Genomic DNA, 16,478 nt, shown 5'->3' on the forward strand with positions numbered 1-16,478 from the left:
TGACTAAAATGACAATTATCCAAGAAAAAACCCTCGCCCAAAAAGTCCGCGCCGATTTCCCTATCCTCCATCAAACCGTACACGATAAACCCCTTATCTATCTCGATAGTGCCGCCACTTCCCAAAAACCCATTCAAGTATTAGAAACCCTGCGAAACTATTACGAAAAAGATAACGCCAATGTGCATCGGGGGGCGCATACTTTAAGTGTCCGGGCAACGGAAGCCTACGAAGGGGCCAGAGATAAGGTGGCTAGGTTTATTAATGCCGCTTCTCGTCAGGAAATTGTCTATACTCGCAACGCCACGGAAGCGATTAATTTAGTCGCCTACAGTTGGGCGTTAAATACCCTGAAAGTAGGGGATGAAATTATTCTCTCGGTGATGGAACACCACAGTAATTTAATCCCCTGGCAAATTGTCTGCCAAAAGACGGGGGCAGTGATTAAATATGTGCAGTTAACCAGCGACGAAAGCTTTGATTTAGAACAATATAAATCCTTGTTATCTGACAAAACTAAATTAGTTGCTGTCCTTCATGTTTCTAATACATTAGGCTGTATTAATCCCGTTGCCGAAATAGTCAGCCTTGCCCATCAAGTCGGTGCGAAAGTATTAATTGATGCCTGTCAAAGTGTCCCCCATTTAGCCATTGATGTGCAGTCCATAGATTGTGATTGGTTGGTGGCTAGTGGTCATAAAATGTGCGCCCCCACCGGTATTGGATTTTTGTATGGCAAAGAGGCGATTTTAGAGGCAATGCCGCCCTTTTTTGGTGGTGGCGAAATGATTGCAGAAGTCTATTTAGACCATTTTACCTGTGCGGAACTGCCCCACAAATTTGAAGCCGGAACCCCCGCTATTGGCGAAGCGATTGCCCTCGGTGCTGCGGTAGAATATTTAATGGGTTTAGGAATGGATAATATTCATGCCTACGAAGAAGAGTTAACCGCCTATTTGTTCAAAAAATTAGGAGAAATTGAGGGTTTAAGAATTTACGGGCCATCACCTAGTTTAACGGGCCAGGGTCGGGCTAGTTTAGCCGCCTTTAATGTGGAAGGGATTCATGCTAGTGATTTATCCACTTTATTAGACCACGAAGGAATTGCTATTCGTTCCGGTCATCACTGTACCCAACCTCTACACCGCCTTTTTGATGCTTCCGGCAGCGCGCGGGCAAGTCTATATTTTTATAATACCCGCGAAGAAATTGATAGCTTTATTGTCGCTTTACAGGAAACTATTGATTTCTTTGCCAATTGTTTTTCTTAGGGGTATCTCTGGCCCCTTTTCCTGTTCTTAAAGAGTGAAGGAAGTTACTTATTATTATCAAGGAATTTGTCCCGAAACGGGCGAGTTATTGCGCTTGCCCCGCACTCTTTTGGCTGAAAAAATCGCCCAAGATTTGATGACAACTATCACCAATCCTCAAGGTAAAATGTATGGGATTTTGTTAGGAGAAAATGCCGCTGGCGAAATAGAAATTTTAAAAGCTTTTTCTGGACAGGGAGAAGCTGCTGGCTGGGTTCCGTCCCTAGTGGGCAGAGAAAAAATTATGCTGGAAGAAAAGCGAGTTTTGCAACTTTTAGAAACAATTAAACAGGAAATTATCACTTTAAAATCAATCCCAGAACATAATTTATATCGACTCAATCAAGCAAATTTTGAGCGCAAAATACAAGCTTTACAACAACAACATCAAAACCATAAACAGGAACGAAATAGATTAAGAAATTTAGGAGATTTAAACCCAGAAGAATTAGAGAATTTAAATAATCTCAGTCGTCAGGAAAAAAGAGCAAGAAAGCAATTAAAACAGGAACAAAAACAAGTTTTAGAACCCTTAATTGATAAAATAAACGTAGCCAATCAGAGAATTATTGAACTTAAGCAACAGCGTAGAAATCTCTCCAAACAGTTACAGGAATTGCTGTATCAATCCTACTGTTTAAATAACTTTTCTGGACAATCTCTCTCCTTAGCTAAATTGATGGGCAGTAATTTGTTACCGACGGGAACAGGGGAATGTTGCGCCCCGAAATTATTAAATTATGCCGCCATGAAAGGATTAAAACCTGTCGCCATGGCCGAATTTTGGTGGGGAGAATCGAATCGAGATAGAAAACAGGGAGAATTTTATGGCGCTTGTCAAGAAAGATGTCAACCTCTCATGGGTTTTTTACTCTCTGGTTTACGTTCATCCCTAGAAATTATCTACGAAGACGAGGGAATAATTGCTATTAATAAACCCGCGGGATTATTATCGGTAGCAGGACGTTATCAAGATAGTCAAGATGCTGTGGTCAATCGTTTTCGTCGTCAGGGAAAAAATCTCATTCCAGTTCATCGTTTAGACCGAGAAACTTCTGGTATATTATTACTAGCTAAAAGTTTAGATATTTATCGTTGTTTATCCCAACAATTTCAACGGCGAGAAGTGGAGAAAATCTACGAAGCTATATTATCAGAAATTATTGAGCGAGAATCAGGTATAATTGACCTACCTCTCTGGGGAAATCCGCAAAATCGACCCTATCAAACTGTGGATTGGCAAAGGGGAAAAGCTAGTCAAACCTATTTTAAAGTTGTCGGCAAAGAAGGCAATTATTCTCGGCTAGAATTTATTCCCTACACGGGAAGAACCCATCAAATTCGCGTTCATAGTCAAGCGGGATTAGGGATAGGAATTTTAGGCGATTTTTTGTACAATGGTAAGCAGTCCGACCGTTTATACCTGCACGCTAAACAATTATCTTTTCGTCATCCTCAGACCGAAAATAAACTTGATCTCATCATTCCCACTCCCTTTTGAGAGCTATAATTGCTAACAGCAACAAATTAGCTATCTAAATGGAGCAAGAGGACTCCCGTTAAATTTCTCCTTAATTAAAGGCCGCCTTGATCGCTTTTTACGCTAGATTGTGCTATAATGAGAAGTTGGCATTTTTTAGGCAGAGAGCAATTACAGGAGGTGAATTAGGTTAATGACCCAAGTGGTAGTTGGTCAGAACGAGGCGATCGAATCAGCCCTACGTCGTTTTAAGCGACAGGTAGCGAAAGCGGGAATTTATGCGGATATCAAAAAGCATCAATTTTTTGAAACCCCTCAAGAAAAGAGAAAGCGTAAAGCAGTAGCCCGAAGACGACAAAGAACCCGTCGTCGTTAAATTCCACCAGTCAGAAGCTGAATAAAGGCTTCTGGCTGTCTTTTATTTTGATCGGGTTTTGGTGGCTGGGAAACAGATTAGGGACCAGGGGAGTAGGGATAAAACAGCCCTCAGCTGTCTCTTGCCAGAGTGCCTATCTCTACTGGGAAATTAATTCTGCACGACTACTTAAAACTCAACCCTTTGACCATAACTTAGGAGACTTTGTAGGGTGGCGAGGCGATTTTCCCAGACTTGTATTTGATAGGCAGATAAGTCTTTTTGTCTGGACATCACAGATTTAAATTGATAGCTAAATCGTTTTAAAGCATTTTGAGTTAAAGTCAAATTGCGAGGGCTGGGATTAGTAGCTAATTGTTCTAATAGATTAGCCATTTCGTCCACTTCTTGCCCCCAAGCTTTTAAGGTTCGCTCCTCCATTGCCCATAGATTATTCACTATTAAAAAACTCCACTCTTGACGCAGAGAATTAAACCGCACCGCTGCCGTTTTAAAGGGTTGACGGTGAGGTAAAGGTTCAGCTTTTTTCGTAATTATCGATCCCTGAATGCGATTAAGAATTGTTTGCAAGTTGGGATTGAGATTTTCTGTGGCAAAAAGAGCGAATCCCGAAGTGGGAAGATTGCGAATAAATTGTAGTTGATCGATCATGACTTGATCGGGTACTTTTAACAGACGGATACCGGGTACAATCAGAGCATTTCCTGCAATTTTGCGATCAAATAAAGACTGGGTTTTCTCTTCTAAAGTACCTGTATCAAGAGCGTAAGTCATTAAAAAGATCAAGTCTATCCATTGATTTCTTCCCCATTCTTCCCAGTTTTGTTGAATACGATATAATCGTTCTTTTTGTTCTAAGGGAAACACCGCCGCCGACATTTTTAATTGGGGACGAATCTGTTTTAAACGAGTAGAAACCTGCGAGACAAAAGTATCAACCTGACGGATTTTAAAGCTAGTCCATTGTTCCCATAAAGCCCCCCGGGGATTTAAAGTAATGGGATCAACTCCCGTCATTTGTTTAAATAACCAACGGCTGGATTTACCATAACCATAGGTTTGATTAGAATTTTGATTCTGGAAGGGATAACGAATATAATCTAACTGCAAGCCATCCACATCGTAATTCTTGACAATCTCCTCGTAAAGAGATAAAAGATAGTTCTGTACTTCGGGATTAGCAGGATCAAAAAAGGCTTTTTTCGTGCCTTGACTGTAATCAAAAAAACCACCACTTTTATTAGTTGCTCCCCAATCGGGATTACGCGATAAAACTGGACCGAGATAATCTAATGGTTGCTCTAATACTTTATTATGAGCTTGATTAGCCGCCGCAAAAACCCACACCCAAGCGTGGATTTCCATATTGCGTTCATGGGCTAATTTAACGGCAACTTTGAGGGGATCCCAACCTCTAGTTAAAGGGTTTTGTTCGGGGGCAACTTGACTGGGATAAATAGTATAACTAGCATTAACTGTCTCGAAAAAGACCACATTAATACCCGCTGCCGCCATGCGATCAAATACTTTAGCTAAATCCTTCTCGTTTTTAGCTTCTACGATCGTGCCTCGATCTAACCACATTGCCCGTATTTCTGGTTGGGCAAATTGTCGATTAGTGGGATAATGATCCCAAAGATTTCGCCGCGCTTGTAACCAAAATTGCCGCGCTTGGGTATAGTCCCCCTGAGCGATTAAATTCTGAAAATTATTTAAGGTTCCTTGGGCATTTTCTAGGGCTAAACGGAATCGTCTGGCGGTATCTGTGGTGGGGGAGTTTTTCGCCCGCTCATGAAATGCTTGTGCTAGGGATTTATCAGTAGTTAAGGTGTTATTATTGCTGGCCTCTAAAGCTAAGAGAGTCGCTCCATAACGCCCGATTAATCCCTGCAATTCCGCCGTCATTTGGCTAATTTGTTGAGGAGTTAGGCTCGCTCTGGGGGGAATTGCCTCGGTATTCGGACTTAATCTCGCCGTTTCACTGGGGGGATTTTCTGAAATCTGGGGTAGAGGGCGACGGGGTGCGGTCGCAACGCGCTCGCTACGCGAGATCGCCGTTGGTGGATTAATAATATTATTAACTATTGTTGAGTTTCCTTGACAATAGGGCGCAATTGTGCTATGGGAACTGCGATTAATGCCGTAGCGTTGCAGGGCGGTTTCTAGCCAAGCGCTATCGAGGGCGAGATTAGCGACGGCATCGCTGCCCCAGCGCCAACCGAGAAAGATCGAGTTATTATTGAGGACAACGGCGGGGGGATTATTGCGCGTCCCCCAAACGGCGACGGTTTGGCTATTAACTCCCGTGGGGATAACCACACCACCGAGGAGACTGCTGGCTAAAGGTTTTTGGTTTTTCAGTTCACCTAAATTAGTCGGCCGCAGGGTGTAAGCTTGGGAGTGGGGATAGGCCCAGTAAGCTCCAAATAGCGATCGCAATTGATCACGCACCGCAGGCTCCGAAAGATTTCCCGCCGGACCGGTGACAATAATTTTACCACCGCGATTCAGCCAACGACTCAAGACACTAGCTTGTAAACCGGAAATAGTCTCGACGTTGGGGATGATTAGAACCTTAATTTTATTTAAATCCGCGTCGCTTTGCCACTGATTACTCTGAAGAATGCAGTAATTAACCCCGACATTTTGCAAACGATCAGTGATAGCTGTCCATTGATTGGCATTTTCCTGACTTTTTAACACTGCCACTGGTGTCGCTAAAACTGGGATCGGTAGTAAGACAGCAACACAGGACAAGAGGCAGGTAATCAGGGGCTTGTTAAAAAGATGATCAAGACGGAAGAACGATCCCAGCACGTTTTTTTCTCTTAATTTTTTTGGTTAACTCCTCCTGATCTTACCCAACTTAGCCAAAAAAGAGTATCTTGGGGAACAAAAATTGCGTCTTAGTCGTCGGCAACGCGGGTGTTGGGGTTTTAGGGTGTTGGGGTTTTAGTTGAAATTCCCCACTTCCCCATTCCCCCATTCCCCCATTCATAATTCATAATTCATAATTCATAATTCCCCATCCCCCCACTTCCCCATTCCCCCATTCATAATTCATAATTCATAATTCATAATTCCCCATCCCCCTACAACTGTAAAGACAATTGCCGAAAATGATCGCCGCGATGTTCAAAACTTTGGTATTGGTCAAAACTGGCGCAAGCGGGGGATAATAACACCACTTTAGCCTCTTTTGCCAGTCCTAGTTCGGCTGCCCGTTGAACTGCCTTGTCCATCGTTTCTACACATTCATAATCTTGATAACCTGCTGACTGTAAACGACGGGCAAAATCGGCGGCAGCGTCACCAATCAGCAGCACAGTGGCGACTTTTGCCTTAATTTCAGCGATCCAAGCCCGATCATCCCCGGCTTTCGCTTCTCCCCCCGCGATTAAAATCGCCGGACTAGGGACAGATTTTAAGCCCACTGCGGCGGCATCGTAGTTAGTTGCTTTACTATCATTAATAAAGTCTAGTCCTTTATAAGTACAAATATACTCTAGGCGATGGGCAACTCCGGGGAAAGTGGCGATCGCTTCGGTAATGGCTTTTTTCTCGATTCCTGCCAATCTAGCGGCGGCCACAGCCATAAGCAAATTCTGCTGATTGTGACTACCCACCATTTTCAGGAGATTAACCGGGGCAATTAACTCCCCAAAAGCCACGATCCAGTTATCTTGCAGATAAACACCACGACTAGGATCGCCCAAAAGCCCCTCTTTACCCTGAACAGAAGTCCAGTAAGCTTGTTGCCATTGACTAACACCGATTTGACGCAGATAGGGATCATCACCATTGAGGATTTGGCGATCACTTCTTTGCAGTAAAGAGGCTTTAATCTGATAATAATTTTCCAGGGTTTGATGACGACTGAGGTGATCGGGGGTAAAAGTTGTCCAGATGCCGATTTTCGGCGATAAATCCCGACTAGACTCGATCTGATAACTACTAATCTCTGCAATAATCCAATCGTATTTATCGGCTTTTAAAGCCAATTCACAGGCAGCATAGCCGATATTACCGCAGGAAGGGGCATTTAACCCCGCTTTTTGAAAAATAGCGGCACAGAGGGCGGTGGTGGTGGTTTTGCCGTTAGTTCCCGTAATACCCAACCAGGGGGAAGATTGCAGATAACGCCAAGCTAATTCTAATTCTCCGATCGTATCGATGCCTTTTTCTCTGGCAGTAATTAAAATTGGGGCATCCCAAGGCACGCCGGGGCTAACCACGATAAGATCGGGCAAGTCCGAAGCCCCTAGACTGAGATTTTGACCAAGATTGACAATAATTCCTTCGCTTTCCAGATTGGTTTTGGTTGCCTGTAAACTGGGAGAATCGGAGCGATCGCTTAATGTCACCTGCCAACCATCCCGTTTTAAGCATCTTGCCGCCGCTATTCCCGATCTTCCCAATCCAATAATCGCCGCTTTCGCCATCTTGTTGCCACTCTACTCAAGGGTCAATTTTTAGCAATCTCTATCCTACTGTGGATTAGGTCGAGTAATAGCTATCACTTTACTAAATTGTTAGTCAAAAGTTGATAGAGGAGCCTAGTCTCGTAAAATAGCAAGCGACACAACCCATCTTTTCCCAGTGCCTTAAAACTTGGTAACTCTTGGCTGACTTCGATTTTTTGCCCGGTTTTCTCGTTTCGAGTAAAATAGGTGTGATTTCTGTAATTTAACCAATAGTTTTTGATTTTAGCGATAATCTCGGTTTTAAAGGGTTTATTCGCGCAAATAGTCACAATTGCATGAGCATACAATTGTGAGCGCATTAAGTCGGAACCCTTCCTAGACTTTTTCACCTTGTCCTGTTTTGCTGAGGTATCCCCTGAAACTTGGTAAGAATACCCTAATACCAATTCTCTAAATGCCAACTACAGATAGAGCATCCAGGATATAACCCAACAATTGAAGCAATTACCTCTTGGTTCATTTATTCGAGTCGTTGGCCAATTAACAAACGTAATTCCTCTAAGTCCCTAGGTAATTTCCATCTCAATCCTTTTTTTAGATATTGCCAAATCTATTCAATTGGATTAGATTCTGGGCAATGTGGCGGCTGAAACATGAGAATAATGTTGTCATGTATTTTCAGCTTTTTTGCCTTATTAAACCTGCCGTTATCTAACTGTATTATTAAAATATAGCGTTTCCCAATCTCATGAGGTACACCAAAATCTTAACTCCTGAATCCCGAATCCTGAATCCTGAATCCCGAATCCTGAATCCTGACTCCTGAATCCTGACTCCTCAAAACCTAAGACTCTGTACCTCACAATTATGGGAATTGCTATAATATCAGCATAATATTCAGAAAAAATTCTAAAAATATTTTGAAAATATTGACTGTTTAAATGAGTGAATTCGTAAAATAAATGCTCTCCTGTCTTCGGCTCTACCACCCCATAGATACACGTTGCTTGAAATTTACACTGCACTTTCGCGTAAGGTTTTACCCCTTTTGCTGTTATTTTTCTCCCGCTGATTGTTTTCAGTTCCAGACGATTTTCATCTTCACATAAAAGGGGAATTTTTCCTATATTACTCATCATTGTTATCGCTAACCAACTCAGCATTGCCAAATTTTCTAGGAGTTTTTTTTAAATCCTCTAGGGTGCATCTCACATTTGCAGAAATACCGACAATCAGCAATTATCAGTGACTCTTAAATGATGACAAATGTATCAGCAGCTGCCTGTAAGCATCCCACCGAAAAGCTAATGCGCTCAGGGGTTTGGGGGGTAGAACCCCCCAAAGGCTTGGATTGAGTGATAAAATCGGAAGTAATGTCCGATCTTAGCCGAGAGTGTCCCCGTAAAAATCCCAACTTGGTAGATTTACAAAAATGAGATGCACCCAATCCTCTAACCTTTCTTCTGATTGTTCTATGCTTTTTGGTCTAGCTATTTTTGGATACGCTTTTAGCCGATAATATACTAATTTGTCTACAGTTTTGTACTTGGCTTCTATCCCTAATTTTTCCTCTAACCATTCACAAATCTCGACCTGACTATCAAATCAGTCCTCTTCTTTTAATCTTTTTTATAAGGCTTTTTCAGCCCACTGAGGAACTTTTCTTGTCCTTCCTGTACTGACTTTTTTAGACAATAATTTTTCCAGTCTCCCTTGACGATATTTTCCTAACCAATCTTGTGCGGTGACTCTATTTCTTCTTAGCATTTCCGCGGCTTCTGTCACCGTTTTTGCCTTTTTTGTCTTTAATAAGTACAATACTTGTATTCTTTCTTTTACTGAACCAGTTTTTTCTTGTCTAAGCAGTTCCTTGAGTTCTGCTTAACTTTCAGATATGTCTATCTTAGAAACTCCTGCCATATTTGTCCTTTAACTCTACTCATCTGATATTCTAGACTATAGAGTTCTTGCATAATTAATTTTTGAGAGGGCAAAAATGAGAAAAATAGACATAAAATTGCATAAAAGCCCTAAATAGAGCATTTAATTGATTAATGCTCATTCTTAATTCTCCTGACTCCTGAATACTGGCTCGGAGACTCCTCACCTAAGGTCAGATTTTTGATTTTTGCAAGAGGTCTTATCTGTCGTCTGATCTTGGAGAATTGGTATGAGATAGTTTGTGCAGCTTAAATAAAGAGGTTTTGATAACCAAATTACAGCAGCTCTAAAGAGTTTTGAGTTAAAAGTAAAACTTCAAGTTTTCCTTCAGAACCAATGTATTAATTAGGGTTTGCGGCAAAAAGTTTTTCGTGGGGGTAGGGTGTGGGGTGTGAGGTGTGGGGTTTTACGGATTTTGAGGGGGTCAGTTACCTAATTTTCAGGGAAAAAGTCCAGGAATTTTACCCCCGATCACTCCAATGGCTGGCACTTTTTGAGGGAAAAAAAGTCTAAAAGTCTTATCCAACAAGGTTTTTAGATTTATTCAGCAGACCCTAATTAATTTGCAAGAGTTCTATTCTCAATGCCTCCCCGTCTCCACGGTAAAATAGGTAATACTCACCCTAGTCATGCAAGGCGTAAAATTTCCCAGATTTTCAGATATTCTCGCTAACTACTTTTGTAGGTCTTCATTGGCCCGAAAAATCGCTTCTTGACCACCACTAGAGGCCACAAAACCCATAAAAGCTTTGACTGTTTCACTAGCAGGTTCTTTGTAAACGTAGTAAAGGGTACGCTGCCAGGGATAATTAGGTTCACTGGCTGAAATTCCGTCCACAGCGAGCGCTCTGACGGTTTTTTGGTTGACGATTTGGCTATAGGTGGCGTAACTAATGCCATTCAGTCCCAAAACTCGCAAAATTGGGGTGGTGGCATCCCTGTCCATCATTTTAAAATTAGTTCCTGTACCAAATTCCGCCCCTTGCAGCACTTCCTGACGAAAACTTTGATAAGTGCCACTAATAGGGGGACGATTAATCACTTGAATAGTAGCAGCAGAACCGCCCACCTCCGACCAAGAGGTGATTTTTCCGGTAAAAATATCTTTAACTTGGGCAGCGGTTAAACCCCCTGCAAAAGGATTTTTTACCCCCACCACTACAGCGATCGCATCTCGAACAATCGGACTAGAAGCCAATCCCTGAGAGCGTTCTGACTCGGTTAAAGGTCGTGACACCGCCGCAATATCGATCGCCCCCCGGGCTACTTCCTCTAATCCCCTATCAGATCCTTGAGCATTTGTCAAGACCTCTACCCCCTGAAATTTGGCAGTTAAAGCGGCTTTTAAGGCTTGATTAATCTGTACCATACTGGTAGAGCCATTAATGCGAATTGTCGTGCCACTGGGGATAGAAGTCGGTGGGGCAAAACTGACCACTCCCTGGGGTGAAGGGGGAGGGGGTAAGGGAGAGGAGGCACTTTCCGATACCGGGGATTTTTGCGGACTTTTACTGCTGCCACAGAGAAAAAATTCTTTACCCGCGGCACATTGACTTTGTAGCCAGAAGTAACCTCCACCTAAAATGCCCGCAGTGGCTAAAAGAGCGATTATTAAAGCAGTTGTTTCGTTTTTTTGAGACATACCCATCATTTGCTGACATTCGCGGGTCGATCGCCTCGACACCAGTGATCAATGGAAGTTTCGATGATATTATCTTAGTGCATGGAAATCCACTCTTAATTTAGGACTGTATATCATGACCCACGCACCTATATCCCCAGTCGTACTGGTTATCCTTGATGGTTGGGGTTATCGCCCGCAAAGGTCGGATAATGCGATCGCAATGGCGAAAACCCCGATTATGGATAGTCTCTGGGAAGTTTATCCCCACACCTTAATCCGCACCTCCGCTAAGGATGTGGGACTACCAGAAGGACAGATGGGCAACTCGGAAGTTGGCCACCTGAATATCGGAGCGGGGCGAGTTGTGCCACAAGAATTAGTACGAATTTCCGATGCGATCGAAGATGGTTCGATTCAACAAAATCAGGCTTTATTAAAACTCTGCGCCGAGATTCGCCCCAAAAAAAGCAAATTACACCTAATTGGTTTATGTTCCGAGGGAGGAGTCCATTCCCATCTCGATCACTTACTGGGATTATTAGACTTAGCGAAAGTACAAGGGATTAGCGATGTCTGCATTCATGTCATTACCGATGGTCGCGATACTAATGTCACCGACGGGATGCTCGCTATTAAACGGATTCAAGAACATATTAATAAAATCAAACTCGGTCGCATGGTGACTCTCAGTGGCCGTTATTATGCCATGGATCGGGATCGCCGTTGGGATCGGGTGGAAAAAGCCTATAACGTGATGACCAGTGATCAAGGTATTGACGGGCGATCGATCACAGAAGTATTACAGGCATTTTATGATCAAAATATTACCGATGAATTTATTCCCCCCACCAGAATTGCACCGGGGGCGATCGAAGCGGGCGATGGGGTGATATTCTATAATTTCCGTCCCGATCGAGCTAGACAGTTATGTTATGCCCTGACTATGCCCGATTTTGAAGATTTCGATCGAGATTTAATTTCTCCGCTCAGTTTTGTCACTTTTACCCAATACGATCCGAAATTGCCGGTAGATGTGGCCTTTGCCCCCCAGAATTTAAATAATATTTTAGGACAGGTGATCGCTCAACAGGGATTAAAACAGTTTCGTTGTGCGGAAACCGAAAAATATCCCCACGTCACCTACTTTTTTAATGGGGGGTTAGAAAAACCCTTTGAGGGAGAAGTGCGCGAATTAATTCCTAGTCCAAAAGTCGCCACCTATGATCAAGCTCCGGCCATGTCGGCAGCCGCGGTGACAGAAGCGGTCTGTGCGGCGATCGAACAGGGGCTCTATAGTCTCGTGGTAGTCAATTACGCTAACCCCGATATGGTGGGTCATACGGGCATTTTAGACGCGGCCATGAAAGCAGTGGAAACGGTGGATCTATGCTTGGCTAAGTTGTTAAGTAGCATCAATAAATTGGGGGGAACAGTGTTAATCACTGCGGACCACGGTAACGCCGAAACGATGGTGGATGAGTCGGGTAATCCTTGGACGGCCCATACGACTAATCCCGTTCCTTTAATTTTAATTGAAGGGGAACAAAGAAAAATCCCCGGCCACGGTGGCGATGTGCAGCTGCGGGATGATGGTCGTTTAGCCGATATTGCCCCCACTATCCTGGAAATTCTCTCTATTCCTGTCCCAGTGGAAATGACCGGGCGATCGCTGATTAAACCAGCCGAAGTGGAAATTAAAGCCAGTCGCACTCCCGTCCGCATCTCGCTTTAACAGTGATCAGTAATCAGTCATCAGTGGAAATAATTAAAAAATTGGCTAATTAGCAGAAAAATGACCGATAAAAACCGCTCTCTTGTAGTTATGCTGATCAGCAAATCTTATCGAAGAAAGAAAGCCATAAAAATTTAAAACTTACATCTGATAACTGATAACTGATAACTGATAACTGATCATAACTGCTATACTTTGTAATGGAAAATAGAGAGTAATGATCATGACAGTGGTGCTGGTAGTACAGATTATTTGGGCGCTGGCGGCGGCCTTTCTGGCGATTTTGGTGTTATTACACAGTCCCAAAGGGGATGGTATTGGCGGTATTGGCGGTCAATCACAGATTTTTACCAGCGCAAAAACGGCGGAAAAAACCTTAAATCAGGTGACTTGGGCGTTGGGGACGGTATTTATCACCCTAACTATTGTACTGAGCGCCGGCTGGTTAAATCGCTAAATGCTGAGAGGTCGGTTCTCTTTTCTAGGACTCGCAGCCTTGGCGAGTCTTTTGCTGTTTTCCTATTCTCTGATTGCCGACAGTCGATCGCTACCGGAGTTAAAAACCCATCCTTTACCCGCTAATTTAGCCCAATGGCAAGAGCAAAACCAACCCGGGGATTATTTTGATGCTGTGGAAATCAGTCCCGTGGGAGCGTTGATTTGGTCGCAATTTCCCGTGAAGATTTATCTTCAGAGCGATCGCAGTTCGTGGCTGAGTTTGGTACAACAGGCGATCGCTGAATGGGGGCAGTATTTGCCGATCGAGTTGGTAAATCGGGCAGAATTGGCCGATATCCTCATTAAACGAGAGTTACCGCCGTCGGGAGTCCGTTTTAATCCCGAAACTGGTAAGTTAGAACTGCCCCGGGTGCGTTCTGCCATAACACAATACGAGATTTTTGTCAAGGAAAATCGCCTAACTCATCGGATGAGTATCCAGATTAGTCCTAATTTAGCCGATCGGTCGGCCTTAGCGGCAGCGCGGCACGAATTAGGTCACGCTTTGGGAATTTGGGGTCATAGTCCCCTGGAGACGGATGTGATGTATTTCGCTCAAACTAGAGATATTGCCCCGATTTCTAGCCGGGATATTAACACTTTAAAAAAGGTTTATCAGCAGCCAACTCAGTTAGGTTGGGAGATGAATCAGCTAGGGTATCTAATACCTCGTTAAGTTAAACTCCCCATCATACTCAATGATTTTAACTGTGACAGGCACTATATAAAGAATGATTTCCCTTTTGGACTAATTTTGATCGGTATAGTTAAATTGTACTAAATACATTGTCCTATTGGCTAGGAGAAACCCGTATTTAATCGTTTCCTTGCTTTCGTGGTTATTCGATAATTTTGCCGCTTCTCCCTAAAAATTACCGTCCCGCTCGCTAAACTGCCAAATTGATAAGATCCTTTGACCTTTCGCCGCCCTATTGAGCAAAACTAGGTATAAACACTTTCTTAAGAATTAACCTATGTCACAATAGATGAAGATAAACCAAATAGTGTGAAGTTGTAAACTAGGTATTACTGAATGGAACCGCTTTATCAGTACGCGTGGCTAGTTCCCGTCCTACCCTTGGTAGGCGCTACCCTAGTCGGCGCGGGCTTAATTTCCTTTAATGAAGTCACCAATCGTCTGCGACAGGCGAATGCTGTATTAATCATTTCTACCCTCGGTGCGTCGATGGTGCTGTCTTTTGCACTGCTGTGGAGTCAAATCAATGGACACGCTCCCTACAACCAAATGATCGATTGGGCATCGGCGGGTAACTTTCACCTGAAAATGGGTTATACGATCGATCACCTCAGTGCTTTAATGTCGGTTATCGTCACCACCGTGGCCTTTTTGGTGATGATTTATACCGATGGTTACATGGCCCACGACCCCGGTTATGTGCGTTTTTACGCCTATCTGAGCATTTTTAGCAGTTCTATGCTCGGTTTGGTCATTAGTCCCAACCTCGTCCAGATCTACGTTTTCTGGGAATTGGTGGGAATGTGTTCCTATCTGCTAGTAGGTTTCTGGTTCACTCGTCCGGCGGCTGCCGAGGCCTGTCAAAAAGCCTTTGTTACCAACCGCGTCGGCGATTTTGGCTTATTACTGGGAATGCTGGGTCTTTTCTGGGCCACTGGTAGCTTCGAGTTTGATATCATGGGTGAACGTCTAGAGGAATTAGTCTCTTCTGGAGCCATTGCCGGCAGTTTAGCGGCATTATTCGCCGTTTTAGTCTTCCTTGGCCCCGTGGCCAAATCAGCCCAGTTTCCCCTTCATGTCTGGCTACCAGATGCCATGGAAGGTCCGACCCCGATTTCGGCCCTGATTCACGCCGCCACGATGGTGGCCGCCGGAGTTTTCCTGATTGCTCGGATGTATCCCGTTTTTGAGCCAATTCCCACGGCGATGACGGTAATTGCTTGGACGGGGGCCTTTACTGCCTTCCTAGGGGCAAGTATCGCCCTCACCCAGAATGATATCAAAAAGGGTTTAGCCTATTCCACCATCTCCCAATTGGGTTATATGGTTATGGCTATGGGTATCGGCGCTTATAGTGCAGGGTTATTCCACCTGATGACCCACGCTTATTTTAAAGCGATGTTGTTCCTCGGTTCTGGTTCGGTCATCCACGGTATGGAGGATGTGGTCGGTCATGAGCCAGTTTTAGCGCAAGATATGCGGATGATGGGCGGTTTACGCAAGTATATGCCCATTACTGCCCTAACTTTCTTGGTGGGAACTCTGGCCATCTGTGGGATTCCTCCCTTCGCTGGTTTCTGGTCGAAGGATGAAATTCTCGGTTTAGCTTTTGAGGCGAACCCGTCTTTATGGTTAATCGGTTGGGCTACTGCGGGTTTAACGGCTTTTTATATGTTCCGGATGTACTTTAACACCTTTGAAGGGGAGTTTAGAGGGACTAATAAGGAGATTAAACGGCGACTGTTAGCCAATGCGGGCGCGATTCCGGCTTTTGGACCAGGGGCGATGAATGTTAAGCAATTAGACTCGGAAGCGCAGGAAGAAGACAACCACGGCCATCATGCCCATGAACCCCACGAATCGCCAATTACTATGACTTTACCTCTCATGATTTTAGCGGTTCCCTCTTTGTTAATCGGTTTGGTGGGTAAACCTTGGCAGAATTTCTTCGAGGGTTTTATTCATGTTCCCAACGAAGTGGTGGAAGAAGTTCATGCTTTTGATTGGACAGAGTTTCTGATTATGGCGGGTAATTCGGTAGGGATTGCTTTAATCGGGATTACTGTCGCTTCTTTGATGTATCTCCAGAAGAAAATTGACCCTGCAACTATTGCCGAAAAATTCCCCGTTTTGTATCGTTTTTCCCTGAACAAATGGTACATTGATAATCTCTATGATCGAGTTTTCGTCCAGGGTTGTCGTCGTCTCGCACGGCAAATTATGGAGGTGGATTATCGCGTTATCGATGGGGCAGTGAATTTAACTGGTTTAGCTACTCTTGTCAGTGGTGAAGGTCTCAAATACCTCGAAAATGGTCGCGCCCAATTCTACGCTTTAATTGTTTTTGCCGCAGTTTTGGGTTTAGTAATTGTCTATAGTCTGGTGTAGATTTTTAA

12 protein-coding genes are annotated in these 16,478 nt (G+C 43.7%); 7 read left to right on the forward strand and 5 right to left on the reverse strand.

Going from position 1 to position 16,478, the window contains the following annotated elements; genetic code table 11:
- Positions 1–8 precede the first annotated feature (8 nt).
- The 3 genes from N0824_RS03225 to rpsU all read left to right on the forward strand — a co-directional run bounded on the left by N0824_RS03225 (position 9) and on the right by rpsU (position 3,166).
- Positions 9–1,271: a SufS family cysteine desulfurase gene (locus N0824_RS03225; RefSeq protein WP_108935684.1), complete on the forward strand. Its 1,263-nt coding sequence runs from the start codon at positions 9–11 to the stop codon at positions 1,269–1,271.
- Positions 1,272–1,305: 34 nt separating this feature from the next.
- Complete coding sequence (locus N0824_RS03230; RefSeq protein ID WP_108935685.1) at positions 1,306–2,811, forward strand: RluA family pseudouridine synthase; 1,506 nt, start codon at positions 1,306–1,308, stop codon at positions 2,809–2,811.
- 172 nt (positions 2,812–2,983) lie between these two features.
- Positions 2,984–3,166: a 30S ribosomal protein S21 gene (rpsU, locus tag N0824_RS03235; RefSeq protein WP_002738938.1), complete on the forward strand. Its 183-nt coding sequence runs from the start codon at positions 2,984–2,986 to the stop codon at positions 3,164–3,166.
- Positions 3,167–3,334: 168 nt separating this feature from the next.
- Here the strand turns inward: rpsU and N0824_RS03240 are convergent, their stop codons facing one another.
- From N0824_RS03240 to N0824_RS03270, 5 genes are all read right to left on the reverse strand, one after another.
- Positions 3,335–5,983, reverse strand: a complete 2,649-nt coding sequence (locus tag N0824_RS03240) for a glycoside hydrolase family 10 protein (protein WP_108935686.1) — start codon at positions 5,981–5,983, stop codon at positions 3,335–3,337.
- Positions 5,984–6,258: 275 nt separating this feature from the next.
- Positions 6,259–7,608 carry a UDP-N-acetylmuramoyl-L-alanine--D-glutamate ligase gene (gene murD / locus N0824_RS03250; RefSeq protein WP_108935687.1) on the reverse strand — a complete coding sequence of 450 codons (1,350 nt, stop codon included), beginning with the start codon at positions 7,606–7,608 and terminating at the stop codon, positions 6,259–6,261.
- Between the two features lie 728 nt (positions 7,609–8,336).
- Positions 8,337–8,753: a hypothetical protein gene (locus tag N0824_RS03260; RefSeq protein WP_233256341.1), complete on the reverse strand. Its 417-nt coding sequence runs from the start codon at positions 8,751–8,753 to the stop codon at positions 8,337–8,339.
- Between the two features lie 466 nt (positions 8,754–9,219).
- Positions 9,220–9,456: a helix-turn-helix domain-containing protein gene (locus N0824_RS21185; protein ID WP_108935688.1), complete on the reverse strand. Its 237-nt coding sequence runs from the start codon at positions 9,454–9,456 to the stop codon at positions 9,220–9,222.
- Between the two features lie 748 nt (positions 9,457–10,204).
- Positions 10,205–11,182: a phosphate ABC transporter substrate-binding protein gene (locus N0824_RS03270; RefSeq protein WP_108935689.1), complete on the reverse strand. Its 978-nt coding sequence runs from the start codon at positions 11,180–11,182 to the stop codon at positions 10,205–10,207.
- 106 nt (positions 11,183–11,288) lie between these two features.
- Between N0824_RS03270 and gpmI the strand changes: the two genes are divergently transcribed.
- The 4 genes from gpmI (at position 11,289) to N0824_RS03290 (ending at position 16,470) form a co-directional block, all read left to right on the forward strand.
- Positions 11,289–12,887 carry a 2,3-bisphosphoglycerate-independent phosphoglycerate mutase gene (gene gpmI / locus N0824_RS03275; RefSeq protein WP_108935690.1) on the forward strand — a complete coding sequence of 533 codons (1,599 nt, stop codon included), beginning with the start codon at positions 11,289–11,291 and terminating at the stop codon, positions 12,885–12,887.
- 223 nt (positions 12,888–13,110) lie between these two features.
- On the forward strand, positions 13,111–13,344 hold the full coding sequence (secG, locus tag N0824_RS03280) for a preprotein translocase subunit SecG (protein ID WP_002736485.1): 234 nt from the start codon (positions 13,111–13,113) through the stop codon (positions 13,342–13,344).
- Complete coding sequence (locus tag N0824_RS03285; RefSeq protein WP_108935691.1) at positions 13,345–14,061, forward strand: peptidase; 717 nt, start codon at positions 13,345–13,347, stop codon at positions 14,059–14,061. It begins immediately after the preceding gene.
- Positions 14,062–14,418: 357 nt separating this feature from the next.
- On the forward strand, positions 14,419–16,470 hold the full coding sequence (locus N0824_RS03290; RefSeq protein WP_002798034.1) for an NAD(P)H-quinone oxidoreductase subunit 5: 2,052 nt from the start codon (positions 14,419–14,421) through the stop codon (positions 16,468–16,470).
- Positions 16,471–16,478 lie beyond the last annotated feature (8 nt).

The organism is Microcystis sp. 0824, assembly GCF_003112475.1.
In the GTDB taxonomy this organism is placed as follows: Bacteria; Cyanobacteriota; Cyanobacteriia; order Cyanobacteriales; family Microcystaceae; genus Microcystis; species Microcystis aeruginosa_C.

Bases quoted from the DNA above. Each gene is read 5' to 3' on its own strand.
- gpmI (WP_108935690.1), top strand. From the start codon at position 11,289: ATGACCCACGCACCTATATCCCCAGTCGTACTGGTTATCCTTGATGGT.
- N0824_RS03285 (WP_108935691.1), top strand. From the start codon at position 13,345: ATGCTGAGAGGTCGGTTCTCTTTTCTAGGACTCGCAGCCTTGGCGAGT.
- rpsU (WP_002738938.1), top strand. From the start codon at position 2,984: ATGACCCAAGTGGTAGTTGGTCAGAACGAGGCGATCGAATCAGCCCTA.
- N0824_RS03270 (WP_108935689.1), bottom strand. From the start codon at position 11,182: ATGATGGGTATGTCTCAAAAAAACGAAACAACTGCTTTAATAATCGCT.
- murD (WP_108935687.1), bottom strand. From the start codon at position 7,608: ATGGCGAAAGCGGCGATTATTGGATTGGGAAGATCGGGAATAGCGGCG.
- N0824_RS03260 (WP_233256341.1), bottom strand. From the start codon at position 8,753: ATGCTGAGTTGGTTAGCGATAACAATGATGAGTAATATAGGAAAAATT.
- N0824_RS03225 (WP_108935684.1), top strand. From the start codon at position 9: ATGACAATTATCCAAGAAAAAACCCTCGCCCAAAAAGTCCGCGCCGAT.
- secG (WP_002736485.1), top strand. From the start codon at position 13,111: ATGACAGTGGTGCTGGTAGTACAGATTATTTGGGCGCTGGCGGCGGCC.
- N0824_RS03290 (WP_002798034.1), top strand. From the start codon at position 14,419: ATGGAACCGCTTTATCAGTACGCGTGGCTAGTTCCCGTCCTACCCTTG.